We start from the raw sequence: 25,568 nt of genomic DNA, 5'->3' as shown, positions 1-25,568 counted from the left end.
GTCGGATCATGCCCGTCCGCATCGAACCGAGCATCCTGTCCGCCGACTTCGCGAACCTCGAGCGCGAGATCCAGCGCCTCGCGACCGCCGACCTCGTGCACGTCGACATCATGGACAACCACTTCGTGCCGAACCTCACGTTCGGCCTGCCCATGGTGGAGCGCCTCCAGCAGGTGACGCCGGTCCCGCTCGACATCCACCTGATGATCGACGACGTCGACCGCTGGGCCCCCGGCTACGCGGAGGCGGGCGCCGCGAGCGTCACCTTCCACGCCGAGGCCACGCGCGAGCCCGTCGCGCTCGCCCGCCGGCTCCGCGACATCGGCGCGCGCGCCGGCATCGCGCTGAAGCCCGGCACGCCGGTCGACGACTACCTCGACCTGCTCGCCGAGTTCGACCAGGTGCTCGTGATGACGGTCGAGCCCGGCTTCGGGGGCCAGTCCTTCATGCCCGAGACGATGCCCAAGCTGCGCGCCCTCCGCGCCCGACTCCGCGACACCGGCCACGACGTGTGGCTGCAGGTCGACGGCGGCATCGACGTCGAGACCATCGGCCGTGCCGCCGAGGCCGGCGCCGACACGTTCGTCTCCGGATCCGGCGTCTTCCGCGGCGGCGACCCGGAGTCCGCCATCGCGGAGCTCCGCCGCGCGGCGGAGGCGCACACGCACGCGCACTGACGGAGGCCCGGCGCGGATCTGCTTGACTGGATCCATGACCGACACCACCAAGCCCGAGGTCGAGCCCGTCGACGGCCCGGCCCCCGCAGAGCTCACCATCTCCGACGTCACCGTGGGCGACGGCCCCGAGGCCCAGCCCGGCGACACCGTCGACGTCCACTACCTCGGCGTCGACTTCGAGACCGGCGAGGAGTTCGACTCCTCGTGGAGCCGCGGCCAGTCCGTGCGCTTCCCTCTCCGCAGCCTCATCGCCGGCTGGCAGCAGGGCATCCCCGGCATGAAGGTCGGCGGACGCCGCCAGCTCGTCGTGCCGCCGGAGCTCGCCTACGGCCCCGCGGGCGGCGGCCACCGCCTCTCCGGCCGCACCCTGATCTTCGTGATCGACCTGCAGGGCGTCGGCTAGCGACCAGCCGTCGCACCGCCTGCACCACCACCGGGAGGCCGGGAGCATCGCGCTCCCGGCCTCCCGTCGTCGTGCGAGGGGCGGCCGGGACGCCTGTACCCTGGAGCACGTGAAGACCTTCGATGACCTGTTCGGCGAGCTGACCCGCATCGCCGCCGAGCGGCCCGAGGGGTCCGGCACCGTCCGCGAGCTCGACGGCGGCGTGCACGCGATCGGCAAGAAGGTCGTCGAGGAGGCCGCCGAGGTCTGGATGGCCGCCGAGCACGAGTCCGACGACCGCGCGGCCGAGGAGATCTCGCAGCTGCTGTACCACGTGCAGGTCATGATGATCGCGCGCGGCCTCACCCTGGAGGACGTCGGCCGACATCTGTGACGCGTCCCGTCACCCGTGTCGTCCCCTCCATCGGAAGAAGTGATCCCCATGCTCCGTGTCGCCGTGCCCAACAAGGGCTCGCTCGCCGAGACCGCCGCCCAGATGCTCGCCGAGGCCGGGTACGCCGGCCGTCGTGACCCGAAGGAGCTCTACGTCCTCGACGCCCGCAACGACGTCGAGTTCTTCTACCTCCGCCCGCGCGACATCGCGACCTACGTGGGATCCGGCGCGCTCGACGTCGGCATCACGGGCCGCGACCTGCTCATCGACTCGTCGTCCGACGCGACCGAGACCGCCGAGCTCGGCTTCGCCGGATCCACGTTCCGCTTCGCCGGTCCCGTCGGCCGGTTCGCCGACCTCACGGACCTCGCGGGCGTCCGCATCGCCACGAGCTACCCGGTGCTCGTCGGCGGCTTCCTCCGCGAGCACGGCGTCGAGGCGCAGCTCATCCGCCTCGACGGCGCGGTCGAGTCGGCCATCCAGCTCGGCGTCGCGGACGCGATCGCCGACGTCGTCGAGACCGGCACCACGCTCCGCAAGGCCGGCCTCGAGATCTTCGGCCCCGTGATCCTCCGCTCCACCGCCGTGCTCATCTCGGGATCCGAGGAGAAGCCCGGCGCCGCCACGCTGCTCCGCCGCCTCGAGGGCGTGCTCGTCGCCCGCCGCTACGTGCTCATGGACTACGACGTGCCGCTCGACCTCCTCGACGCCGCCACCGCCATCACGCCCGGCATCGAGTCGCCCACCATCTCGCCGCTGCAGGACCCCGCCTGGGTCGCCGTCCGCTCGATGGTGCCGCGCGACGACACGAACCAGATCATGGACCGCCTGCACGAGGTCGGCGCCCGCGCCATCCTCGTCAGCCCGATCCACGCCGCCCGGATCTGACCGTGGCCGCCGCCGATCGCCCCGTGCCCGGGTCCCCGTCCTCCGGCGACCTCGCCGTCCGCGTGATCCCCTGCCTCGACGTGGCCGCCGGCCGCGTCGTCAAGGGCGTCAACTTCCTCGACCTGCAGGACGCGGGCGACCCCGTCGAGCTGGCGCGCCTCTACTACGAGCAGGGCGCCGACGAGCTCACCTTCCTCGACGTCACGGCCACGGTCGAGGACCGTTCGACCATGTACGACGTCGTGAGCGCGACCGCGGAGCAGGTCTTCATCCCGTTGACCGTCGGCGGGGGAGTGCGCAGCGCCGACGACGTGGCGCGGCTCCTCGCGAGCGGCGCCGACAAGATCGGCGTCAACAGCGCGGCCATCGCCCGGCCCGACCTCGTGGGCGAGATCGCCGACCGCTTCGGCGCGCAGGTCTGCGTGCTCTCGCTCGACGTGACGCGCGGCGACACGGAGTCCGGCTTCGTCGTCACCACGCACGGCGGCCGCACCCGCACGAGCATCGACGCGGTCGCCTGGGCCCGCGAGGCCGTGGAGCGCGGCGCGGGCGAGCTGCTCGTCAACTCCATCGACGCCGACGGCACGCGCGACGGCTTCGACCTCGAGCTGGTGGCCGCCATGCGCGCCGCGAGCCGCGTCCCCGTCATCGCCTCGGGCGGCGCCGGCGAGCTCGACCACTTCGCGCCCGCCATCGAGGCCGGCGCCGACGCCGTGCTCGCCGCGAGCGTCTTCCACTCCCGCCGGTTCACCATCGGCGACGTCAAGGGCGCCCTCGCGGGCGCCGGTCAGGTGGTCCGACGATGAGCGCAGCCGCGAGCGGATCCACCGCCCTCCCCGACGTGGACGGCATCCTCGCCCGCGCCTCGTTCGCCGACGACGGGCTGCTGCCCGCGGTGATCCAGCAGCACGACACGCGCGAGGTGCTCATGCTCGGCTACATGGACCGCGAGGCGCTCCGCCGCACCCTCACCACCGGCCGCGTGACGTTCTGGTCCCGCTCCCGGAGCGAGTACTGGCGGAAGGGCGACACCTCCGGCCACGCGCAGTACGTCCGCGACGCGGCGCTCGACTGCGACGGCGACACGGTCCTCGTCCAGGTCGACCAGGTAGGAGTGGCGTGCCATACCGGCACGCGCACGTGCTTCGACGCCGACCACCTCCACCCCGTCCAGGCCGCGCGTCCCGCCGCCGACGAAGGGCCCACCGCATGACCGAGTCCCCGCGCCCCGCCGCGCCAGCTCCCGGCACCACCACGCGGGACGGCTTCCACGCCCTCGCGGCCGACCACCGGGTGATCCCCGTCCTCCGCGAGGTCTTCGCGGACGGCGAGACGCCGGTCGGCGTGCACCGCAAGCTCACCGCGGGCCGTCCGGGCAGCTTCCTGCTCGAGTCCGCCGGGCAGGGCGGCATCTGGACGCGCTTCTCGTTCGTCGGCGTCTCGTCCTTCGGCGTCCTCACGCAGCACGGCGACGAGGCCCGCTGGCTCGACTACGGCATCGACGCGCGACGCGCCCTCGGCGACGACGCGCCCGACGGACCGCTGGCGGCCCTCGCCGCGCTCTACGCGCGCTGGGAGACGCCGCGCATCCCCGGCCTGCCGCCTCTCACCGGCGGGCTCGTCGGCTTCATCGGCTGGGAGGCCGTGCGCCAGATCGAGCGCCTGCCCGACCGACCGCCGGCCGAGGTGCCCGTCCCCGGCCAGGCCCTGAGCTTCGTGTCCGAGCTCGCCGTGCTCGACCATCGCCGCGGCACCGTGACGCTCGTCGCCACCGCGCTCAACGACGGCGTCGACGACGAGGACGCCATGTGGGCCGACGCGCAGGCGCGCCTCGACCGCATGCAGGCCGACCTCGCGCGGCCCACCGAGACGTTCCTCGCCGAGGTGGACCTCCAGGCCCAGCCCTCGCCCACGCTCCGCACCGAGCCCGCCGACTTCCACGCGGCCATCGCGCGCAGCAAGCACCACATCCACGAGGGCGACGTCTTCCAGGTGGTCGTCTCGCAGCGCTTCGACCAGCCGACGACGGCCGACCCGATCGACGTCTACCGCATCCTCCGCGTGCTCAACCCGAGCCCGTACATGTACCTGCTCACGCTGGAGGACGCGGACGGCGTCCCCTACTCCATCGTGGGCTCGTCGCCCGAGGCGCTCGTCACGGTCACGGACGACCACGTCTACATGCACCCCATCGCCGGGTCCCGGCCGCGCGGGGGCACCGTGGAGGAGGACCTCGCGCACGAGGAGTCGCTCCTGGCCGACCCGAAGGAGCGCGCCGAGCACCTCATGCTGGTGGACCTCGCGCGGAACGACATGCTCAAGGCCTGCGCCCCGGGATCCGTCGAGGTCACCGAGTTCATGCGGGTCGAGCGCTTCAGCCACATCATGCACCTCGTCAGCTCGGTCGAGGGGACGCTGCGCCCCGGCGTCTCGAGCATCGACGTCTTCCGCGCCACCTTCCCGGCGGGCACGCTCTCCGGCGCGCCGAAGCCGCGCGCGCTGCAGATCATCGACGAGCTGGAGCCCGCCCAGCGGGGCGTCTACGGGGGAGTGGTGGGCTACTTCGACTTCGCGGGCGACGCCGACCTCGCCATCGCCATCCGCACGGCCACCATCGTCGGCGGCGTCGCGCACGTGCAGGCCGGCGGCGGCATGGTCGCCGACTCCGACCCGGACGCGGAGTACCTGGAGTCGCAGAACAAGGCCGCCGCGCCGCTGCGCGCGGTCGCGGTCGCCGAGGCCATGCGGCGCGTGCGCTGATGCGCGTCACCCGCCGCACGAAGTCCCTCGCCCTCCTGCTCGTCCTCGCCACGAGCGCGGCCACCTTCCTCGGCTGGTCGCAGGACTGGTCGACGCTCCGCATCGGCGGCCAGGCGCCCGCGCTCGTCCCGGTCGCGGGCAGCGTCGCGGCACCCGCGCTCAGCGCGCTCGCGCTCTCCAGCCTCGCCCTGGCGGGTGCGCTCGCCATCGCGGGCCGCGCCCTGCGCGTCGTGCTCGGCGTGCTGCAGGTGCTCATCGGCGCGACAGTCGCGCTGTCGGCCCTCGCCGCCGTCGCGGGTCCCGTCCAGGCCGGCGAGGCCGCCGTCACGACCGTCACGGGCGTCGCCGGATCCGCGCCCGTCGCCGACCTCGTCGTCGGCTGGACCATTACGCCATGGGGCCCGGTCACCGTCGTCGCCGGCATCGCGTCGGCGCTCACCGGCGTGCTCGTCGCGATCACGGGGCCGCGCTGGCCGACGGGCCGCTCGCGCTACGACGCGCCGACCGACTCCCCGGCCCCGCGCATCGTCCCCCGTGAGGATCCCGTCGCCGCGTGGGACAGCCTGAGCGGCGGCGCCGACCCCACGCGCCGGCAGGAGGGGGACGCCGACGATGCCCCCGCCGCGACGCGCACGGACGGCTCCGACGCCCGTCCCCAGACCGACGGAGCCCCAGGCGACGCCCGGTAGACTCGACCCATCCCGCCCGCACCACCTTCGAGGAGCACGCATGTCCACAGAGTCAGCAGACACCGGTCACGGAAACTCGCCGGCGGCCTGGACGGCTGTCGTCATCGCGCTCGTCGGCTTCGCCGTCGGCACGGTCGCCTTCTGGTTCGACCTCGCGCCCGTCGTGTGGGCCTCCGCGGGCCTGGTCCTCCTCGGGTTCGCCATCGGCGGCATCATGAAGAAGATGGGCTACGGCGTCGACGGACACCGCACCTCGCCCACGAAGGCGCACTCCTAGATGCTCGGCGACCTGCTCGCCGGGGCCATCGAGGACGCGGCCGCGCGTCGCGAGCTCCGGTCCCTGGCCGAGGTCGAGGCCGCCGCGCTCGCGCGTCCCGCCGCCCTCGACGCCCTGAGCGCCCTCGCGCCCGCCGACCGCGTCAAGATCATCGCGGAGGTCAAGCGCTCGAGCCCCTCGCGCGGCGCCCTCGCCGAGATCCCCGACCCCGCGCTCCTCGCGTCCCGCTACGAGACCGGCGGCGCCAGCGCCATCAGCGTCCTCACCGAGGGCCGCAGGTTCGGCGGCTCGCTGCAGGACCTCGAGCAGGTGCGCGACACGGTCTCCATCCCCGTGCTCCGCAAGGACTTCATCGGCGAGGCGTACCAGGTGCTCGAGGCGCGCGCGTCCGGCGCCGACCTGGTGCTCCTCATCGTCGCGGCCCTCGACCAGCCGAGGCTCGTGGAGCTGCACGCCCTCGTGGAGGAGCTCGGCATGACCGCGCTCGTCGAGACCCACTCGGCGGATGAGGTCTCCCGCGCGCTCGACCTCGGCGCGCAGGTCGTCGGTGTCAACGCCCGCGACCTCACCACCTTCGAGCTCGACCGCGACCTCTTCGGCCGCCTGGCAGACTCCATCCCCTCCGGCGTCGTCCGCATCGCGGAGTCCGCGGTGAAGACCGCCGACGACGTGGCCCACTACCGCCGATCCGGCGCCGACGTCGTGCTCGTGGGCGAGGCCCTCGTCACCGGCGACCCCGTCCGCACCCTCACCGAGTTCCTGGAGACCCGCCCGTGACCGACCTCCGCAGCGCGACCGGCCCCTACTTCGGCGACTTCGGTGGGCGGTACGTGCCCGAGTCGCTCGTCGCGGCGCTGGACGAGCTGTCGGAGGCGTGGGACGAGCTCAAGGTGGACCCCGCGTTCATCCAGGAGCTCCAGGAGCTCCACCGCACCTACACCGGGCGCCCGTCGCTCATCACCGAGGTGCCGCGGTTCGCCGAGCACGCCGGCGGTGCGCGCATCATCCTCAAGCGCGAGGACCTCAACCACACCGGCTCGCACAAGATCAACAACGTGCTCGGCCAGGCCCTGCTCACGAAGAAGATCGGCAAGAAGCGCATCATCGCCGAGACGGGCGCCGGCCAGCACGGCGTCGCCACCGCCACGGCCGCCGCGCTCTTCGGGCTCGACTGCGTCATCTACATGGGCGAGGTCGACACCGAGCGCCAGGCCCTCAACGTCGCCCGGATGCGCCTGCTCGGCGCCGAGGTCGTGCCGGTGCGCTCCGGCTCGCGCACGCTCAAGGACGCCATCAACGACGCCATGCGCGACTGGGTCACGAACGTCGAGACCACCAACTACGTCTTCGGCACGGTCGCGGGCCCGCACCCGTTCCCGGCCATGGTCCGCGACCTGCAGAAGGTCATCGGCGAGGAGGCGCGCGAGCAGGTCCTCGCGCTCACCGGCCGGCTGCCCGACGCGGTCGCCGCGTGCGTGGGCGGCGGATCCAACGCCATCGGCATCTTCCACGCGTTCCTCGACGACGCCGACGTGGCGCTCTACGGCTTCGAGGCCGGCGGCGACGGCGCGGACACGCCGCGCACCGCCGCAACCATCACGAAGGGCCGCCCGGGCATGCTGCACGGCGCGCGCAGCTACCTCCTGCAGGACGAGGACGGCCAGACCATCGACTCGCACTCCATCTCCGCGGGCCTCGACTACCCGGGCGTCGGTCCGGAGCACTCGTGGCTGTCGGACCTCGGGCGGGCCACCTACCGCCCCGTCACGGACGACCAGGCCATGAGCGCGCTGCGACTCCTCAGCCGCACCGAGGGCATCATCCCGGCCATCGAGTCCGCGCACGCCCTCGCCGGCGCGCTCGAGCTCGGCAAGGAGCTCGGACCCGAGTCGATCATCCTGATCAACCTCAGCGGCCGCGGCGACAAGGACATGGAGACGGCGGGCGCCTACTTCGACCTCATCGACGCCGGGGCGGAGCAGTCGTGAGCGCCGCCCACGCCGCCGCGCCCACGGGCAGCCCCGTCGAGCGGACCATCGCCCTCCGCCGCGAGCAGGGATCCGGCGCCCTCGTCGGCTACCTCCCCGTCGGCTTCCCGGACGTCGCCACGAGCATCGAGGCCGCCGTCGCGCTGGTCGAGAACGGCGTCGACGTCATCGAGCTCGGCCTGCCGTACAGCGATCCCGTCATGGACGGGCCCGTCATCCAGCGCGCGACGCAGACCGCGCTCGCGCAGGGCTTCCGCCTCCGCGACGGCTTCGACGCGCTGCACGCCATCACGCAGCGCGTGGACGCGCCGGTGCTCCTGATGACCTACTGGAACCCCGTCGTGCAGTACGGCGTCGAGCGCTTCGCGGACGACATCGTCGCCGCGGGCGGCGCCGGCCTCATCACGCCCGACCTCATCCCGGACGAGGGCGCCGACTGGCTGGCCGCGTCCGAGCGCACGGGCCTCGACCGCGTCTTCCTCGCGGCGCCCTCCTCGAGCGAGGCGCGCCTGCACCAGGCCGTCGAGCGCAGCCGCGGCTTCGTGTACGCGGTGTCGACCATGGGCATCACGGGCGCCCGCCAGGACGTCGACCAGGCCGCCCGCGGCCTCGTGTCGCGCCTGCGGGACGCCGGCTCCACGAGCGCGTGCGTCGGCATCGGCATCTCGACGGGCGACCAGGTGCGCGAGGTCCTCGACTACGCCGACGGCGCCATCGTCGGATCCGCGCTGGTGGCCGCCCTGGCCGACGGCGGGGTGCCCGGCGTCGCCCGCGCCGCGGCGGATCTCGCGCGCGGAACCGCGCTACAGTAGCCCCCGGCCCGCGGTCCCGCCGCGTCCGCCGACCCCCCTGCGAAAGTGAGCGCCATCCGTTGTTCGCCCCGATGAGCATCCCCAGCCCGGATCCGTCCGACACCCGCTTCGACGTCACGGCGTGGCTCCAGGGCCTCGGCATCGACCTCCCGCTCACCTTCGTCATCCACGCGTACGCCGTCTGCATCCTCATCGGCATCCTCATCGCGGCGTACCTCACCAACCGCCGTCTGGTCGCCCGCGGCGTCGAGTCCGGCACGGTCATCGACTTCACGCTGTGCGCGCTGGTCCTCGGCATCATCGGGGCCCGCGCGTTCCACGTGCTCACCCACCCGGGCGACTACTTCTACGAGGGCGCGAACCCGTGGCGCGTGCTCTTCGTCTGGGAGGGCGGCATCGCCATCTTCGGCGCGCTCATCGGCGGCGCCGTCGGCGTGTGGCTCGGCTCCAAGTGGACCGGCGTGCGCTTCTGGACCTTCGCCGACGCGCTCGCCCCCGGCCTCCTGCTCGCGCAGGCCGCCGGCCGCATGGGCAACTACTTCAACCAGGAGCTGTTCGGCACGCCGACGACGCTGCCCTGGGGCCTCGAGGTCGACCCGACGAACGCCGCCTTCCCGGCCGGCCTCCCCGCCGGCACCCTGTTCCACCCCACGTTCCTCTACGAGATCGTCTGGAACGTCGCGGGGGCGCTGCTCATCATGCTGCTGGGCCGCGCGGTGCGCCTGCAGTGGGGTCGCGGCCTCGCCGTCTACCTCATGTGGTACGGACTCGGCCGCATGGTCTTCGAGTCGATCCGCATCGACCCGAGCGAGATCATCCTCGGCATCCGCACGAACGTGTGGGCCGCCTTCCTCGCGGTCGCGATCGGCCTGATCCTCTTCCTCGTCCAGACCCGCCGCCACGTCGGCAGCGAGCCGAGCCCGTACCTCCCCGGCCGGACCCCGGATGACGTAAGCCGCCGCGCGAAGGCGGGCCGCGACGGCGAGGTAGCATCGGTGTACACGGATTCGGATTTCACCGACGGCGACGCCGATCGGGCATCCACCGGGTCGGACTCCCACGCTCTCCCCGCCACAAGCGGACGCGGCGCCTAGTCCCCAGCGCGGGCACCCCCGCGGTCACCGCCTCCTCGCGTGAGGCGGTCCCCACCACAGGGCCAGCGACGTCCCTCCGCAGTGCATCTAGGACGGTTCCCATGGCGTTCTCCTCCACCTCCCCTCCCGGTGGCTCCTTCCCCGCGAAGCAGGGCCTCTACGACCCGGCGTTCGAGAAGGACGCCTGCGGCCTGGCCATGGTGGCCACCCTCCGCGGCACCCCGGGTCACGACATCATCGTGAACGCGCTCGACGCGCTCCGGAACCTCGAGCACCGCGGGGCCATCGGCTCCGACGCGGGCACCGGCGACGGCGCCGGCATCATGACGCAGATCCCCGACGCGTTCCTCCGCGGCGTCGCCGGGTTCGACCTCCCGCCCATGGGGGAGTACGCCGTCGGCATGGCGTTCCTGCCCACGGACGACGCCGAGCGCGAGGAGCTGCAGGCCGGGATCGAGCGCATCGCCGGCGACGAGCGCCTCCGCGTGCTCGGCTGGCGCGAGGTGCCCGTCGACGCGACCCATCTGGGCAACCTGGCGCGCAAGGCCATGCCCGCGTTCCGTCAGCTCTTCCTCACGTCGGACGCGCCGGTCGACGCGGCGGAGCGGCCCGCGGGCCTCGCCCTCGACCGCCTCGCGTTCCGCCTCCGCAAGCGCGCGGAGCGGGAGCTGGGCGCCTACTTCATCTCGCTGTCGTCGCGCACCCTCGTCTACAAGGGCATGGTCACGACGCTCCAGCTGGAGCCCTTCTACCCCGACCTCTCCGACGAGCGCTTCGCCTCCAAGCTCGCGATCGTGCACTCGCGGTACTCCACGAACACGTTCCCGTCGTGGCCGCTCGCGCAGCCGCTGCGGATGATGGCGCACAACGGCGAGATCAACACGGTCGCGGGCAACCGCAACTGGATGCGCGCCCGGCAGTCCCAGCTCGAGTCCGAGCTCCTCGGCGACCTCGGCCCGCTGCTGCCCATCGTCACGCCGGGCGCGAGCGACTCGGCGTCCTTCGACGAGGTGCTCGAGCTCCTCAGCCTCAGCGGCCGCAGCCTGCCGCACGCCATGATGATGATGGTCCCCGAGGCGTGGGAGAAGCAGGGCGACATCGACCCGGTCCGCCGCGACTTCTACGAGTACCACTCGATGGTCATGGAGCCGTGGGACGGCCCGGCCGCGCTCACGTTCACCGACGGCACCCTCGTCGGCGCGACCCTCGACCGCAACGGCCTGCGCCCCGGGCGCTACCTCGTCACCCACGACGGACTCGTGGTCCTCGGCAGCGAGATCGGCGTGCTCGAGATCGACCCCGCCCGCATCGCGCGCAAGGGCCGGCTGCGCCCCGGCAAGATGTTCCTCGTCGACACCGAGGCCGGCCGCATCATCGAGGACGACGAGATCAAGTCGCAGCTCGCGGCGAGCGCCCCGTGGGGCGAGTGGCTCCGGAACCGCATCCACCTGGCCGACCTGCCCGAGCGCGAGCACATCGTGCACACGCCCGCGTCCGTCGTCCGCCGCCAGCGCACCTTCGGCTACACCGAGGAGGAGGTGCGGATGCTGCTCATGCCCATGGCGAAGGTCGGCGCCGAGCCCCTCGGGGCCATGGGCTCGGACACCCCCATCGCCGTGCTGTCGCAGCGCCCGCGCCTGCTGTTCGACTACTTCACGCAGCAGTTCGCGCAGGTGACCAACCCGCCGCTCGACTCCATCCGCGAGGAGGTCGTCACCAGCCTCCGCCTCGGCCTCGGCCCGCAGCGGAACCTGCTCGACGCCGGACCGGAGCACACCAAGCAGGTCGTGCTCGACTTCCCCGTCATCGACAACGACGAGCTGGCCAAGGTCATCCACATCGACCACCGGCCGGGCAGCCGCACCACGACCATCGTCAGCGGCCTCTACCGCGTCGACGACGGCCCGCTGGCCATGCAGAAGCGCATCGACGCCATGTGCGACGAGGTCGACCGCGCCATCGAGCACGGCGCGAAGTTCATCGTGCTCTCGGACCGCGACTCCACCCGCGACCTGGCGCCGATCCCGTCGCTGCTCATGATCGCGGCCGTCCACCACCACCTCATCCGCAAGCAGACCCGCATGAACGTCGGCATTGTGGTCGAGGCCGGCGACGTGCGCGAGGTGCACCACATCGCGCTCCTCATCGGCTACGGCGCCTCCGCGGTCAACCCGTACCTGGCGATGGAGTCCTGCGAGGACCTCGTGCGCAGCGGCATGCTCACGGGCGTGAGCCCGGAGAAGGCCACGCGGAACCTCATCAAGGGGCTCGGCAAGGGCGTGCTGAAGATCATGTCCAAGATGGGCATCTCCACCGTCTCGTCGTACGCCGGCGCGCAGTGCTTCGAGGCCGTCGGCCTCTCGCAGGCGCTCGTCGACCAGTACTTCTCGGGCACCACCACGCGCCTCGGCGGCGTCGGCATCGACGTCATCGCGGCCGAGAACGCCGCGCGCCACCGCAGCGCGTACCCCACCGACGGCGCCGTGCTCTCGCACGAGCGCCTGCAGACGGGCGGCGAGTACCAGTGGCGCCGCGACGGATCCCCGCACCTGTTCAACCCGGACACCATCTTCCGGCTGCAGCACGCCACGCGCATGCGCCGGTACGACATCTTCCGCGAGTACACGTCCATGGTCGACGCGCAGTCGAAGGACCTCATGACGCTGCGCGGCATGTTCCAGCTGCGGACGGGCACGCGTCCTCCGGTGCCGCTCGACGAGGTGGAGCCCATCAGCGACATCGTGAAGCGCTTCTCCACGGGGGCGATGAGCTACGGCTCCATCTCCGAGGAGGCGCACGAGACGCTCGCCATCGCCATGAACCGGCTCGGGGCGAAGTCGAACACGGGCGAGGGCGGCGAGAACGTGGAGCGCCTGCTCGACCCCGAGCGCCGCAGCGCCATCAAGCAGGTGGCGTCCGGGCGCTTCGGCGTCACGAGCATGTACCTCACGCACGCCGACGACATCCAGATCAAGCTCGCCCAGGGCGCCAAGCCCGGCGAGGGCGGTCAGCTGCCGCCCGGCAAGGTGTACCCGTGGGTGGCGCGCACCCGGCACGCGACCGCGGGCGTCGGCCTCATCTCGCCGCCGCCGCACCACGACATCTACTCGATCGAGGACCTCAAGCAGCTGATCTTCGACCTCAAGCGCGCGAACCCGTCCGCCCGGATCCACACGAAGCTCGTCAGCCAGTCGGGCATCGGCGCGGTCGCCGCGGGCGTCGCGAAGGCGCTGAGCGACGTCATCCTCGTGTCGGGCCACGACGGCGGCACGGGCGCGAGCCCCGTCAACTCGCTCAAGCACGCGGGCACCCCCTGGGAGCTGGGCCTCGCCGAGACGCAGCAGACGCTCCGCCTGAACGGCATGCGCGACCGCGTGGTCGTGCAGGTCGACGGGCAGATGAAGTCCGGCCGCGACGTCATCGTCGGCGCGCTGCTCGGCGCCGAGGAGTTCGGCTTCGCGACGGCGCCGCTCGTCGTCTCCGGCTGCATCATGATGCGCGTCTGCCACCTCGACACCTGCCCCGTGGGCGTCGCGACGCAGAACCCGGAGCTGCGCAAGCGCTTCCCGGGCAAGGCCGACCACGTCGTCAACTTCTTCGAGTTCATCGCGCAGGAGGTGCGCGAGCACCTGGCCGCGCTCGGCTACCGCTCGCTCGACGAGATCGTGGGCCGCAACGACCTGCTCGGCGTCGAGGACGCGGTGGACCACTGGAAGGCGTCGGGCCTCGACCTGTCGCCCATCCTCGTGGGCCCGACCTTCGCCGACGACGAGCCGATGAAGCACGCCCGCTCGCAGGACCACGAGCTCGAGGACCACTTCGACAACGAGCTCATCCGCCTCAGCCGCGACGCGCTCGAGGGCGGCGGCCGCGTCGAGATCGACCTGCCCGTGCGCAACACGGCGCGCGCGGTCGGCACGATGCTCGGCCACCTCGTCACGAAGGGCCACGGCGAGAACGGGCTGCCGACGGGATCCATCGACGTCACGCTCCGTGGCTCGGCCGGGCAGTCCTTCGGCGCGTTCATGCCGTCGGGCATCACGCTGCGCCTCGTCGGCGACAGCAACGACTACCTCGGCAAGGGCCTCTCGGGCGGCGACATCGTCGTGCGCCCGGACTCGCGGGCGGGCTTCCCCGCCGAGGAGAACGTCATCGCCGGCAACGTCATCGGCTACGGCGCGACCCAGGGCACCATGTTCATCCGCGGCATGGTGGGGGAGCGCTTCCTCGTCCGCAACTCGGGCGCGACCGCGGTCGTCGAGGCCGTGGGCGACCACGCGCTGGAGTACATGACGGGCGGGCTCGCGCTCGTGCTCGGCGGCACCGGCCGGAACATCGGCGCGGGAATGTCGGGCGGCACCGCGTACGTGATCGACCTCGACCGCGACCGCATCAACACCGACGCGCTCGCCACCGGCGAGCTCCAGCTGCACCCGCTCGGCAGCGCCGACGCGGAGATCGTGCTCGACCTCCTCCGCCGGCACCTCGCCGAGACCGGCTCGACCGTGGCCGAGCGCCTGCTCGCCGACCCGGAGACCTCCATGAGACGCTTCACCAAGATCCTGCCGCGGGACTACGCGGCCGTCCTCGCCACCCGCCAGACGGCGGTCGACGAGGGCCTCGACCCCGACGGCGACGTCGCCTGGAAGCGCATCCTGGAGGTGACCGGTGGCTGACCCCAAGGGCTTCCTCAAGGTGACGGAGCGCGAGCTCCCCAAGCGCCGACCCGTCTCGGTCCGGCTCATGGACTGGAAGGAGGTGTACGAGCAGCAGGAGCGCGGCGAGCTCGTCCGCCAGGCCGGCCGGTGCATGGACTGCGGCATCCCATTCTGCCACCAGGGCTGCCCGCTCGGCAACCTCATCCCGGAGTGGAACGACCTCACCTGGCGCGGCGAGGGCCGACAGGCCATCGAGCGCCTGCACGCGACGAACAACTTCCCGGAGTTCACGGGCCGGCTCTGCCCCGCGCCGTGCGAGAGCTCGTGCGTGCTCGGCATCAACCAGCCGCCCGTCACGATCAAGCAGGTCGAGGTGTCGATCATCGACGACGCCTTCCAGAAGGGCTGGGTCGAGCCGCACCCGCCCGAGCGCCTCACGGGCAAGACCGTGGCGGTCGTGGGATCCGGCCCCGCCGGGCTCGCCGCCGCCCAGCAGCTCACGCGCGCCGGGCACACGGTCGCGGTGTTCGAGCGCGACGACCGCATCGGCGGGCTCATGCGCTACGGCATCCCGGACTTCAAGATGGAGAAGCGCCACCTCGAGGCCCGTCTCGCGCAGATGACCGCCGAGGGCACCCGCTTCCGCGCGGGCGTCGACATCGGGAAGGACATCTCCTGGTCCGACCTGCGCCTGCGCTACGACGCCGTCGTGGTCTGCACGGGCGCGCTCGTGCCCCGCGACCTCGACATCCCGGGCCGCGACGTCGACGGCATCCACTTCGCCATGGACTACCTGCGTCAGTCCAACCACGCCACGGCGGGCGACCAGGTGCCCGAGCAGATCCACGCGGAGGGCAAGCACGTCGTCGTCCTCGGCGGCGGCGACACCGGCGCGGACTGCATCGGCACGGCCCACCGCCAGAAGGCGGCCTCGGTCACGAACCTCGCCATCGGCCAGCAGCCGCCGTCGGAGCGCCGCCCCGACCAGCCGTGGCCGACGTACCCGACCCTCTTCGAGGTGTCGAGCGCGCACGAGGAGGGCGGCGAGCGCCACTACCTCGCCTCCACGGTCGAGTTCCTGAAGGACGACGACGGGCACGTCCGCGCCGTCCGGGTCGCCGAGACGGAGTTCCGCGACGGCCGCCGCGTGCCGAAGTCGGGCACCGAGCGGGAGATCCCGGCCGACCTCGTGCTCCTCGCGCTCGGCTTCACGGGCCCCGAGAAGGACGCGCTCGAGTCGCAGCTGGCGGTCCCTTTCGACGAGCGCGGCAACGTCGCGCGCGGCGAGGACTACCAGACCGACCAGGCCGGCGTGTTCGTCGCGGGCGACGCGGGCCGCGGCCAGTCGCTCATCGTGTGGGCCATCGCCGAGGGGCGTTCAGCGGCGTCCGCCGTCGACCGGTACCTTGAGGGGGACACGGAGCTCCCGTTCCCGGTCCGTCCCACGGACCGCGCTCTCTCCATCTGACCCGGCCGCTCGCCGCACGTCCGCGCGCGTCCGCGATCCCTGACCCGACCCGCGTCCATCCGACGCAGAAACGCGAGACAGACAGAGCATGACCAGACGAGCGAAGATCGTCGCGACCCTCGGGCCCGCGACCAGCTCCTATGAGAGCATCCGCGCCATCATCGACGCCGGCGTGGACGTGGCCCGGATGAACCTGAGCCACGGCACCTACGACGTCCACGAGGGCATCTACTCCACCATCCGGAAGGCCGCCGACGACGCGGGCCGCGCGGTCGCGGTCCTCGTCGACCTGCAGGGCCCGAAGATCCGCCTCGGCAAGTTCTCCGACGGCCCGCACGACCTGGCCTTCGGCGACACCTTCGTCATCACCGTCGAGGACATCCTCGGCACGAAGGACATCTGCTCCACCACGTACAAGGGCCTCCCCGGCGATGTGAAGCCGGGCGACCCGCTGCTCATCGACGACGGCAAGGTCACGCTGCGCGTGGTCTCCTCCGACGGCACGCGCGTCACGACCACGGTCGAGGTGGCCGGCACGGTCAGCAACAACAAGGGCATCAACCTCCCGGGCGTCGCGGTGAACGTGCCGGCGCTGTCCGAGAAGGACGAGGCCGACCTCCGCTGGGGCCTCCGCCTCGGCGCGGACCTCATCGCCCTGAGCTTCGTCCGCGACGCGTCCGACATCGTCCGCGTGCACGAGATCATGGACGAGGAGGGCCGCCGCGTCCCCGTCGTCGCCAAGGTCGAGAAGCCGCAGGCCGTCGACGCGCTCGAGGAGATCGTGGACGCGTTCGACGCGATCATGGTCGCCCGCGGCGACCTCGGCGTCGAGCTGCCGCTCGAGGCCGTGCCGATCGTGCAGAAGCGCGCCGTCGAGCTCGCCCGCCGCAAGGCGAAGCCCGTCATCGTCGCCACGCAGATGCTCGAGTCGATGATCACGAGCCCCCGCCCCACGCGCGCCGAGGCCTCCGACTGCGCCAACGCCGTCCTCGACGGCGCCGACGCGCTCATGCTGAGCGGCGAGACGAGCGTGGGCGAGTTCCCCGTCGTCACGGTCAAGACGATGGCGCGCATCATCGAGTCCACCGAGGAGCACGGGCTGGAGCGCATCCCCGCGCTCGGCTCGCGCCCCTTCACGCAGGGCGGCGCGATCACGCTCGCGGCCGCGGAGGTCGCGGAGTTCGTCGAGGCGAAGTTCCTCTGCGTCTTCACCGAGTCGGGCGACTCGGTCCGCCGCATGACCCGCCTGCGCAACGGCATCCCGATCCTCGCGTTCACGCCGAACGAGGGCATCCGCCGTCGCCTCGCGCTGTCGTGGGGCGTGCAGTCCTACCTCGTCGAGCCGGTCACGCACACGGACCAGATGTTCCACCAGGTCGACGACGTGCTCCTCGCGGAGGGCCTCGCGGAGGTCGGCCAGAAGGTCGTCGTCATCGCCGGGTCCCCTCCCGGCATCGCGGGCTCGACCAACGAGCTGCGCGTGCACGTCGTGGGCGACGCCGTGAACGAGGCGGCTCCCGCGTACGAGAAGTAGCGCACCACCTGCGGGGCTCCGGCCCCGCGGGAGACGCCGGAGGGCGGGCGACCCACGTGGTCGCCCGCCCTCTCGCGTGCGCGCCGCGGGACATCCGCGACCTCGGTGCCGGATGTGGGACTCGAACCCACACGCCCTCACGGACAGAGCATTTTGAGTGCTCCGCGTCTGCCATTCCGCCAATCCGGCATGCACCGCAGCGACGCCCGGAGGGCTGTGATCCGCCCGTCCGGCGCGCACCGGCCCGCCCGACGATACCGTAGGCTCCTATCCGTGAGTGACCAGGAAACAGCCCCCGCAGCCCCCCGCCGTGTCGTCGTCGCCGAGGACGAGTCGCTCATCCGCCTCGACATCGTGGAGACGCTCCGCGACAACGGATTCGAGGTCGTGGGCGAGGCGGGCGACGGCGAGACCGCGGTCGCGCTGGCCACGGAGCTGCGGCCCGACCTCGTCATCATGGACGTGAAGATGCCCCAGCTCGACGGCATCTCCGCGGCCGAGCGGCTCAACCGCAACCACATCGCGCCCGTCGTCCTCCTCACGGCCTTCAGCCAGAAGGAGCTCGTCGAGCGCGCGGGCGAGGCCGGCGCCCTGGCGTACGTCGTCAAGCCCTTCACGCCCAACGACCTGCTGCCCGCGATCGAGATCGCGCTGGCCCGCTACGCGCAGATCATCACGCTCGAGGCCGAGGTGTCCGACCTCGTCGAGCGCTTCGAGACCCGCAAGCTCGTCGACCGGGCCAAGGGCCTCCTCAACGAGAAGATGGGGCTCACTGAGCCCGAGGCGTTCCGCTGGATCCAGAAGGCCTCCATGGATCGCCGCCTCACCATGCACGACGTGGCCCAGGCCATCATCGAGCAGCTGAGCGCCAAGAAGTCCTAGCCTCCACGCCGGCGCGCGTCCCGCTGCACTGTCCGACGACGGCGTCGGATACGCGTCAGCGCCGCGAGCGCTCGCGGATGATGTTGGTGATGCGCACCGTCGAGAGGCGACGGCCCTCGTCGTCCGTCAGGACGATCTCGTGCGTCGTCAGCGTGCCGCCGAGGTGGATCGCCGTGCAGGTGCCGGTGACCGTGCCCGTGGACGCCGAGCGCGTGTGGCTCGCGTTGAGCTCGATGCCGAACGCGACGCGGTCGGGGCCGGCGTGCACGTTGGCCGACATGGATCCGAGCGACTCCGCGAGCACCACGTAGGCGCCGCCGTGCACCACGCCGTAGGGCTGCGTGTTGCCCTCGGCCGGCATGGTCGCGACCGAGCGCTCGGGGCTGAGCTCCTGGAAGACGATGCCCATCTTCTCCGCGAGCGCGCCCACGTCCTGGGGCTGGCGGAGGCGGTCCGCGACGGCGTCGTCCTCGGGTGCGGGGTGGGTCATGGGCGATCCTCCGAGGCCGGGTCCGAGGTCGGGAGCCCTCGATAGGCTGGACCCGTGCCGAACACGGAAAAGCCTACCCTCCTCGTCATCGACGGCCATTCCCTGGCGTTCCGGGCCTTCTACGCCCTGCCGGCGGAGAGCTTCCAGAACCGCGAGGGGCAGCACACGAACGCCGTGCACGGCTTCATCGCGATGCTCATCAACCTCCTGCAGAAGGAGAAGCCCACGCACGTCGGCGTCGCGTTCGACATCTCGCGCTTCTCGTTCCGCACGCGCGAGTACCCGGAGTACAAGGGCACGCGCGGCGAGACGCCGGCCGAGTTCACGGGCCAGGTGCCGCTGCTCGAGCGGGCGCTGAAGACCATGAACATCCCCACGCTCACCAAGGAGGACCACGAGGCGGACGACATCCTCGCGACCCTCGCCACCCAGGGCCGTGAGCAGGGCTACCGGGTGCTCGTCGTCTCGGGCGACCGGGACGCGATCCAGCTCGTCAACGACGACGTCACGCTGCTCTACCCGTCGACGCAGGGCGTCTCGCAGCTCACGCGCTACGACGCCGAGAAGGTGTTCGAGAAGTACGGCGTGCAGCCGGAGATGTACCCGGACATCGCGGCGCTCGTGGGCGAGACCAGCGACAACCTCATCGGCGTCGACAAGGTCGGCCCGAAGACGGCGGTCAAGTGGCTCAACCAGTACGGCTCGCTCGACGCGGTCATCGAGCACCGCGACGAGATCACCGGCAAGGTCGGCGACAACCTCCGGGCGCAGTACGAGAACGTCATCCGCAACCGGCGCCTCAACCGCCTCCTCACCGACGTCGAGCTGCCGCTCGGCCCCGATGACCTGGAGCGCAAGCCCATCGACGAGCCCGCGCTCCGCGAGGTCTTCGCGGTGCTGGAGTTCAAGCAGCTGCTCGAGCGCGTGCTGAAGCTCGAGGGATCCGGCGCATCGGCCTCGAGCGAGGGCACGCCCGTCGGCGCCGTCGAGCAGGAGCCGTCCACGGCGCCCGCGGCCCCGCAGGCCCAGCAGCTGCTCGACGAGGAGCTGGCGAAGTGGATCGAGCGGCAGAGCGCCGCCTCGCCCCACGGCCTGGGGCTCACGGTCGAGACGCAGGACGGGAAGCCGGTCGGCTTCGGCCTCGCGAGCGCGACCGAGTCGGTCACGCTGCCGTGGCAGGAGGGGCGCGCCGACTACGCGCCGTTCGAGCGCTGGCTCGCGAGCGACGCGCCGAAGATCATGTCGGACGCCAAGGTGCAGGTGAAGGCCATGCGCCGCGCCGGCCTCGCGTTCTCCGGCCTCGCCTTCGACGTGCTCGTGGCCGGATGGCTGCTGCGTCCCGGCTTCACCGACAAGACGCTCGCCGCGCTCGTCAGCCGCTACCTGCTGGAGGACCTGCCGGAGCCCGACGCCAACCAGCTCGTCCCGGAGACGGAGGCGCTCACCGCGCCCACCGAGGCCTGGTACACGCTCCGCGTGGAGCACGCGCTCCGCGAGGTGCTCGACGAGCGGACCCTCGGGGTGCTCGTCGACATCGAGATGCCCACGCTGCTCGTGCTCGTGGAGATGGAGCTCCGCGGCGTCGCGACCGACCGCGCCGGCCTCGCCGAGCTGTCGGCGCAGCTGCAGGAGCGCATCACCGACCTCGCGCAGCGCGCCTTCGCGGAGATCGGCAAGGAGATCAACCTCGGCTCGCCCAAGCAGCTGCAGGAGGTCCTCTTCGACCAGCTCGGCATGCCGAAGACGCGGGCCAACAAGACCGGCTTCTCCACGGACGCGGGGGCCCTGGCCGACCTGCAGGCGTCGAACCCGCACCCGTTCCTCGACCTGCTCCTCGAGCACCGCGACGCGAGCAAGCTCCGCCAGATCATCCAGACGCTCGAGCGCGGCATCGGCGACGACGAGCGGATCCACACCACGTACGTGCAGACCGGCACGACCACCGGCCGCATCTCCTCGAACAACCCGAACCTGCAGAACATCCCGGTCCGCACGGAGGAGGGCCGCCGCATCCGCAGCGCCATCCGGGTGGGCGAGGGCTACGAGACGCTGCTCACGGCGGACTACTCGCAGATCGAGATGCGCATCATGGCGCACCTCTCCGGCGACGAGGGCCTCATCGAGGCGTTCGCGGCGGGGGAGGACCTGCACCGCTTCGTCGGCTCCCGCATCTTCGGCGTCGAGCCGGCGGAGGTCAGCGCCGAGATGCGCACCAAGGTCAAGGCCATGAGCTACGGCCTCGCGTACGGGCTGAGCGCATTCGGGCTCTCCAAGCAGCTGCGCATCCCGTCCTCCGAGGCGAAGCAGCTCATGACCGACTACTTCGCGCGCTTCGGCTCCGTGCGCGACTACCTGCGCCAGGTGGTCGAGGAGGCCCGGGCCGCCGGGTACACCGAGACGATCTTCGGCCGCCGCCGCCCGTTCCCCGACCTGACGAGCCCCAACCGCGTGCTGCGCGACAACGCGGAGCGGGCGGCTCTCAACGCGCCCATCCAGGGGTCCGCCGCCGACATCATGAAGATCGCGATGATCCGCATCGAGGCCGACATGCAGGAGCGCGGCATGGCCTCGCGCGTGCTCCTGCAGGTGCACGACGAGCTCATCCTCGAGGTCGCCGCGGGGGAGTGGGACGCGCTCGAGGGCATCGTCACCGACCGCATGGCGCACGCCGCCGACCTCCGGGTGCCGCTCGAGGTGCAGGTCGGCCGCGGCGACTCGTGGGCCGCCGCCGCGCACTGACCGAGCCCCATCCACCCAGCACGAGGAGCACCAGCGCATGACGAACGCACGACTCTCGGACCTCCTCGCGGACGGCTCCATCCGGCTCGACGCCCGCGCCGCCGACCGCGAGGCGGCGATCCGCCAGGCGGGCGAGGCGCTCGTCGAGGCCGGCGCCGTCGAGCCCGGCTACGTGGACGCGATGGTCGAGCGGGAGCGCTCGGTGTCGACCTTCGTGGGCGAGGGCGTCGCGGTGCCCCACGGCACGCTCGCCGCCGGCCGCGACCTCGTCAAGGCCGACGCCCTGAGCGTCCTGCGCCTGCCCGACGGCGTCGACTGGGACGGCCACGACGTGCGCATCGTCGTCGGCATCGCGGCGACCGGCGGCGGCCACATCGCCCTGCTGTCGCGGCTCGCGGAGATCCTGCTCGACCCCGTGCGGGCCGAGCAGCTGCGCGGCGCCACGGATCCCGCGACCGTCCGGTCTCTCCTGGGAGCCGGTACGGTCGAGGCATGACGACGACGCCGAGGGCACCCCGACCGCAGACGGACATCGACCGCATCGCCGAGGGGTGGATCGACGCCTCGCTCGACCTGCACCCCGAGGAGCGCGTCTACCTCGGCCGTCCCGGGCGCGAGGGCGAGTACGGCGACACGTCGCCCGCGGGCCACGCCGCGCACGCCGAGGCGGCCCGCGCGGTCGTCCGTCGGCTCGCGGCGGCGACGCCCGTCGACGCCGTCGACGAGGTCACGCGCATGGACCTCACGCGCGAGCTGGAGCTCGACGTCGAGATGCACGACGCGGGCGTCCACCTCTCCGACCTCAACGTCATCGCGTCGCCCGCGCAGGGCATCCGCGAGGTCTTCGACATCTCGCCGACGGCGACCGAGGACGACTGGGCGCACGTCGCCACGCGCCTCGGCAACGTCGCCGGTGCCGTCGACGGCTACATCGAGACCCTCCGCGAGGGCGTCCGCCGCGGCCAGGTCCCCGCCAAGCGGCAGATCCGCGAGGTGCTCGGCCAGGTCGAGCGCCAGGCCGCCCCCGACGGCTTCTTCCGCGCCTTCGCCGCGGAGGCGCGCCCCGACGCGGGCGAGCTGCCCGTCTCCCTCCGCCAGGACCTCGGTGCGCGCGCCGAGGAGGCCCGGGCGGCCTACGAGCGCCTCGCCTCGTTCCTCGGCTCGGAGCTGGAGCCCGCCGGCCGTGACGTCGACGCCGTCGGCCGCGAGCAGTACGCGCTCCGCTCCCGCTCGTTCCTCGGCGCCGAGGTCGACCTCGACGAGACCTACGAGTGGGGCGTCGGCGAGCTGGCGCGCATGGTGGAGGAGCAGGAGTCCATCGCCCGCGAGATCCTCCCCGGCGCCAGCGTGCTGGAGGCCATCGCGCACCTCGACGGCGACGCGTCCCGCAAGCTCCACGGCACCGACGCCCTCCGCGCCTGGATGCAGGAGACGAGCGACCGCGCCGTCGAGGAGCTCGGCCGCACGCACTTCGACATCCCCGAGGAGATCCGCGCGCTCGAGTGCATGATCGCGCCCACGCAGGAGGGCGGCATCTACTACTCCGGCCCGGCGGACGACTTCAGCCGCCCCGGCCGGATGTGGTGGTCGGTGCCCGAAGGCGTCACCGAGTTCGACACCTGGCGCGAGCTGACCACCGTCTACCACGAGGGCGTCCCGGGCCACCACCTGCAGATCGCGCAGGCCACCTACAACAAGGCCGAGCTCAACACATGGCGCCGCTTCGCCGGCACGTCGGGCCACGCGGAGGGCTGGGCCCTCTACGCCGAGCGCCTGATGCAGGAGCTCGGCTACCTCGACGACCCCGCCGACCGCCTCGGCATGCTCGACGGCCAGCGCATGCGGGCCGCCCGCGTCGTGCTCGACATCGGCGTGCACCTCGGCAAGACCCGCCCCGACGGCGAGGCCGCGTGGGACGCGGAGTACGCGTTCGACTTCATGGGCCGCAACGTCAACATGGACCCGTCCTTCGTGCGCTTCGAGGTCAACCGCTACCTCGGCTGGCCGGGCCAGGCCCCGTCCTACAAGGTGGGGCAGCGCATCTGGGAGGACCTCCGCGACGAGACCCGCCGCCGCGAGGGCGACGCGTTCGACATCCGCGAGTTCCACCGCCGCGCGCTCGACGTCGGGGGAGTCGGCCTCGACACCCTCCGCGCGGCCGTCCTCCGCTGAGGCGTCGGCCCTCGCGCCGCGCGGTCCGCTCCGGCCCGCGCGGCGCGGTTGTCCCCGCTCCCGGGCCGGGTCTAAGATCGACTGTCGCACTTCTGCGACGACCCATCCGTCCGCCGCTCGACCGGTACCCGCGCGGGTCCGCGCCAGCGGCCTTATTCATGCCCATCCTGGAGCACTAACTACATGACAATCGCAACGACCGACAAGGCGCCCAAGCAGGTCGCGATCAACGACATCGGATCTGCTGAGGACTTCCTCGCCGCGGTCGAGAAGACACTGAAGTTCTTCAACGACGGAGACCTCATCGAGGGCACCGTCGTGAAGATCGATCGGGACGAGGTCCTGATCGACGTCGGCTACAAGACCGAGGGCGTCATCCCCTCGCGTGAGCTGTCGATCAAGCACGACGTCGACCCCACGGAGGTCGTCAAGGTCGGCGACACCGTCGAGGCCCTCGTCCTCCAGAAGGAGGACAAGGAAGGCCGTCTGATCCTGTCGAAGAAGCGCGCGCAGTACGAGCGTGCGTGGGGCGACGTGGAGAAGATCAAGGAGTCCGACGGCGTCGTCACCGGCACCGTCATCGAGGTCGTCAAGGGCGGCCTCATCGTGGACATCGGCCTCCGCGGCTTCCTCCCGGCCTCGCTCATCGAGCTGCGCCGCGTCCGCGACCTCACGCCGTACCTCGGCCAGGAGATCGAGGCCAAGATCCTCGAGCTCGACAAGAACCGCAACAACGTGGTCCTGTCGCGCCGTGCGCTCCTCGAGCAGACGCAGTCCGAGAGCCGCAGCACGTTCCTCAACAACCTCCAGAAGGGCCAGGTCCGCAAGGGCGTGGTCTCCTCGATCGTCAACTTCGGTGCGTTCGTGGACCTGGGCGGCGTCGACGGCCTCGTGCACGTCTCCGAGCTCAGCTGGAAGCACATCGAGCACGCCAGCGAGGTCGTCGAGGTGGGCCAGGAGGTGACCGTCGAGATCCTCGAGGTCGACCTGGACCGCGAGCGCGTCTCGCTGTCGCTCAAGGCGACGCAGGAGGACCCGTGGCAGGTCTTCGCCCGCACGCACGCCATCGGCCAGGTCGCGCCCGGCAAGGTCACCAAGCTGGTGCCGTTCGGTGCGTTCGTCCGCGTGGCCGAGGGCATCGAGGGCCTCGTGCACATCTCGGAGCTCTCCGGCAAGCACGTCGAGCTCGCCGAGCAGGTCGTGTCCGTCGGCGACGAGGTGTTCGTCAAGGTCATCGACATCGACCTCGAGCGCCGCCGCATCTCGCTGAGCCTCAAGCAGGCCAATGACGGCGTCGACCCCGAGGGCACCGAGTTCGACCCCGCCCTCTACGGCATGCTCACCGAGTACGACGACCAGGGGAACTACAAGTACCCCGAGGGCTTCGACCCGGAGACCAACGAGTGGAAGGAGGGCTTCGAGGCCCAGCGCGAGACCTGGGAGCAGCAGTACGCCGCCGCTCAGGCCCGCTGGGAGGCCCACAAGAAGCAGGTCGCGGCAGCAGCCGAGGCCGAGGCGGCCGACACGGGCATCACGTCCGCCGGCCCCGGCTTCACGAGCGACTCGACGGGCGCCGGCACGCTGGCGGACGACGAGAGCCTCGCCGCCCTGCGCGAGAAGCTGTCCAGCTCGAAGTAGTCCCACCCGCACCACGACGAGGCCGC

The 25,568-nt window shown here is 72.0% G+C and carries 22 protein-coding genes and 1 tRNA gene; 21 read left to right on the top strand and 2 right to left on the bottom strand.

What is annotated here, in order from left to right; genetic code table 11:
• Nucleotides 1–8: 8 nt before the first annotated feature.
• From rpe to pyk, 16 genes are all read left to right on the top strand, one after another.
• Entirely contained in the window at nt 9–677 is a 669-nt protein-coding gene (rpe, locus tag H9X71_RS08910; RefSeq protein ID WP_191146774.1) for a ribulose-phosphate 3-epimerase, read from the top strand.
• Nucleotides 678–711: 34 nt separating this feature from the next.
• The gene (locus H9X71_RS08905) at nt 712–1,080 is read left to right on the top strand and encodes an FKBP-type peptidyl-prolyl cis-trans isomerase (RefSeq protein ID WP_063071764.1); all 369 of its coding nucleotides are present in this window, start codon (nt 712–714) and stop codon (nt 1,078–1,080) included.
• Between the two features lie 109 nt (nt 1,081–1,189).
• On the top strand, nt 1,190–1,453 hold the full coding sequence (locus H9X71_RS08900) for a phosphoribosyl-ATP diphosphatase (protein ID WP_012038459.1): 264 nt from the start codon (nt 1,190–1,192) through the stop codon (nt 1,451–1,453).
• A 48-nt stretch (nt 1,454–1,501) separates the two neighbouring features.
• A complete protein-coding gene (gene hisG / locus H9X71_RS08895; RefSeq protein ID WP_191146773.1) occupies nt 1,502–2,341 on the top strand; it encodes an ATP phosphoribosyltransferase in 840 nt (279 codons plus the stop codon).
• Nucleotides 2,342–2,364: 23 nt separating this feature from the next.
• The gene (gene hisF, locus H9X71_RS08890; RefSeq protein WP_191149137.1) at nt 2,365–3,147 is read left to right on the top strand and encodes an imidazole glycerol phosphate synthase subunit HisF; all 783 of its coding nucleotides are present in this window, start codon (nt 2,365–2,367) and stop codon (nt 3,145–3,147) included.
• Nucleotides 3,144–3,554 carry a phosphoribosyl-AMP cyclohydrolase gene (gene hisI, locus H9X71_RS08885; protein ID WP_191146772.1) on the top strand — a complete coding sequence of 137 codons (411 nt, stop codon included), beginning with the start codon at nt 3,144–3,146 and terminating at the stop codon, nt 3,552–3,554. The genes hisF and hisI overlap by 4 nt, the downstream gene beginning before the upstream one ends.
• On the top strand, nt 3,551–5,101 hold the full coding sequence (locus H9X71_RS08880) for an anthranilate synthase component I (protein WP_191146771.1): 1,551 nt from the start codon (nt 3,551–3,553) through the stop codon (nt 5,099–5,101). The genes hisI and H9X71_RS08880 overlap by 4 nt, the downstream gene beginning before the upstream one ends.
• Nucleotides 5,101–5,790 (top strand): Trp biosynthesis-associated membrane protein, encoded by a 690-nt coding sequence (locus tag H9X71_RS08875; protein WP_191146770.1) that lies wholly within the window; start codon nt 5,101–5,103, stop codon nt 5,788–5,790. Before H9X71_RS08880 ends, H9X71_RS08875 begins: the two co-directional genes overlap by 1 nt.
• A gap of 40 nt (nt 5,791–5,830) precedes the next feature.
• A complete protein-coding gene (locus tag H9X71_RS08870) occupies nt 5,831–6,067 on the top strand; it encodes a DUF6704 family protein (protein WP_191146769.1) in 237 nt (78 codons plus the stop codon).
• Nucleotides 6,068–6,844, top strand: coding sequence for an indole-3-glycerol phosphate synthase TrpC (trpC, locus tag H9X71_RS08865; RefSeq protein ID WP_191146768.1), 777 nt, complete (start codon nt 6,068–6,070; stop codon nt 6,842–6,844).
• Complete coding sequence (gene trpB, locus H9X71_RS08860) at nt 6,841–8,055, top strand: tryptophan synthase subunit beta (RefSeq protein WP_191146767.1); 1,215 nt, start codon at nt 6,841–6,843, stop codon at nt 8,053–8,055. Before trpC ends, trpB begins: the two co-directional genes overlap by 4 nt.
• Entirely contained in the window at nt 8,052–8,867 is an 816-nt protein-coding gene (gene trpA, locus H9X71_RS08855) for a tryptophan synthase subunit alpha (RefSeq protein WP_191146766.1), read from the top strand. The genes trpB and trpA overlap by 4 nt, the downstream gene beginning before the upstream one ends.
• 71 nt (nt 8,868–8,938) lie before the next feature.
• Nucleotides 8,939–9,961, top strand: coding sequence for a prolipoprotein diacylglyceryl transferase (gene lgt, locus H9X71_RS08850; RefSeq protein ID WP_191146765.1), 1,023 nt, complete (start codon nt 8,939–8,941; stop codon nt 9,959–9,961).
• Nucleotides 9,962–10,062: 101 nt separating this feature from the next.
• Complete coding sequence (gene gltB / locus H9X71_RS08845) at nt 10,063–14,637, top strand: glutamate synthase large subunit (RefSeq protein ID WP_191146764.1); 4,575 nt, start codon at nt 10,063–10,065, stop codon at nt 14,635–14,637.
• A complete protein-coding gene (locus tag H9X71_RS08840) occupies nt 14,630–16,087 on the top strand; it encodes a glutamate synthase subunit beta (protein WP_191146763.1) in 1,458 nt (485 codons plus the stop codon). The genes gltB and H9X71_RS08840 overlap by 8 nt, the downstream gene beginning before the upstream one ends.
• A gap of 88 nt (nt 16,088–16,175) precedes the next feature.
• Nucleotides 16,176–17,621 (top strand): pyruvate kinase, encoded by a 1,446-nt coding sequence (pyk, locus tag H9X71_RS08835; RefSeq protein WP_191146762.1) that lies wholly within the window; start codon nt 16,176–16,178, stop codon nt 17,619–17,621.
• Nucleotides 17,622–17,727: 106 nt separating this feature from the next.
• Here the strand turns inward: pyk and H9X71_RS08830 are convergent.
• Nucleotides 17,728–17,810: transfer RNA gene (locus H9X71_RS08830), tRNA-Leu, on the bottom strand.
• An 84-nt stretch (nt 17,811–17,894) separates the two neighbouring features.
• Here H9X71_RS08830 and H9X71_RS08825 point away from each other — a divergent pair.
• Nucleotides 17,895–18,503: an ANTAR domain-containing response regulator gene (locus H9X71_RS08825; protein WP_191146761.1), complete on the top strand. Its 609-nt coding sequence runs from the start codon at nt 17,895–17,897 to the stop codon at nt 18,501–18,503.
• A 55-nt stretch (nt 18,504–18,558) separates the two neighbouring features.
• Here H9X71_RS08825 and H9X71_RS08820 read toward each other — a convergent pair whose 3' ends face one another.
• Nucleotides 18,559–18,993 (bottom strand): PaaI family thioesterase, encoded by a 435-nt coding sequence (locus H9X71_RS08820; RefSeq protein WP_191146760.1) that lies wholly within the window; start codon nt 18,991–18,993, stop codon nt 18,559–18,561.
• A 54-nt stretch (nt 18,994–19,047) separates the two neighbouring features.
• Here H9X71_RS08820 and polA point away from each other — a divergent pair, with 54 nt between their 5' ends.
• The 4 genes from polA (at nt 19,048) to rpsA (ending at nt 25,542) form a co-directional block, all read left to right on the top strand.
• Nucleotides 19,048–21,732 carry a DNA polymerase I gene (gene polA, locus H9X71_RS08815; RefSeq protein ID WP_191146759.1) on the top strand — a complete coding sequence of 895 codons (2,685 nt, stop codon included), beginning with the start codon at nt 19,048–19,050 and terminating at the stop codon, nt 21,730–21,732.
• Between the two features lie 37 nt (nt 21,733–21,769).
• Nucleotides 21,770–22,228 (top strand): PTS mannitol transporter subunit IIA, encoded by a 459-nt coding sequence (locus H9X71_RS08810; RefSeq protein ID WP_191146758.1) that lies wholly within the window; start codon nt 21,770–21,772, stop codon nt 22,226–22,228.
• Nucleotides 22,225–23,904 carry a DUF885 domain-containing protein gene (locus H9X71_RS08805; protein ID WP_191146757.1) on the top strand — a complete coding sequence of 560 codons (1,680 nt, stop codon included), beginning with the start codon at nt 22,225–22,227 and terminating at the stop codon, nt 23,902–23,904. The genes H9X71_RS08810 and H9X71_RS08805 overlap by 4 nt, the downstream gene beginning before the upstream one ends.
• Nucleotides 23,905–24,087: 183 nt before the next feature.
• Complete coding sequence (gene rpsA / locus H9X71_RS08800) at nt 24,088–25,542, top strand: 30S ribosomal protein S1 (RefSeq protein WP_086513559.1); 1,455 nt, start codon at nt 24,088–24,090, stop codon at nt 25,540–25,542.
• Nucleotides 25,543–25,568: the final 26 nt, after the last annotated feature.

The sequence above is a fragment of the Clavibacter zhangzhiyongii genome, assembly GCF_014775655.1.
Taxonomy (GTDB): Bacteria; Actinomycetota; Actinomycetes; order Actinomycetales; family Microbacteriaceae; genus Clavibacter; species Clavibacter zhangzhiyongii.
Note: the sequence above shows the minus strand (reverse complement) of the source record. Positions and strands in the feature narration are given on the sequence as shown.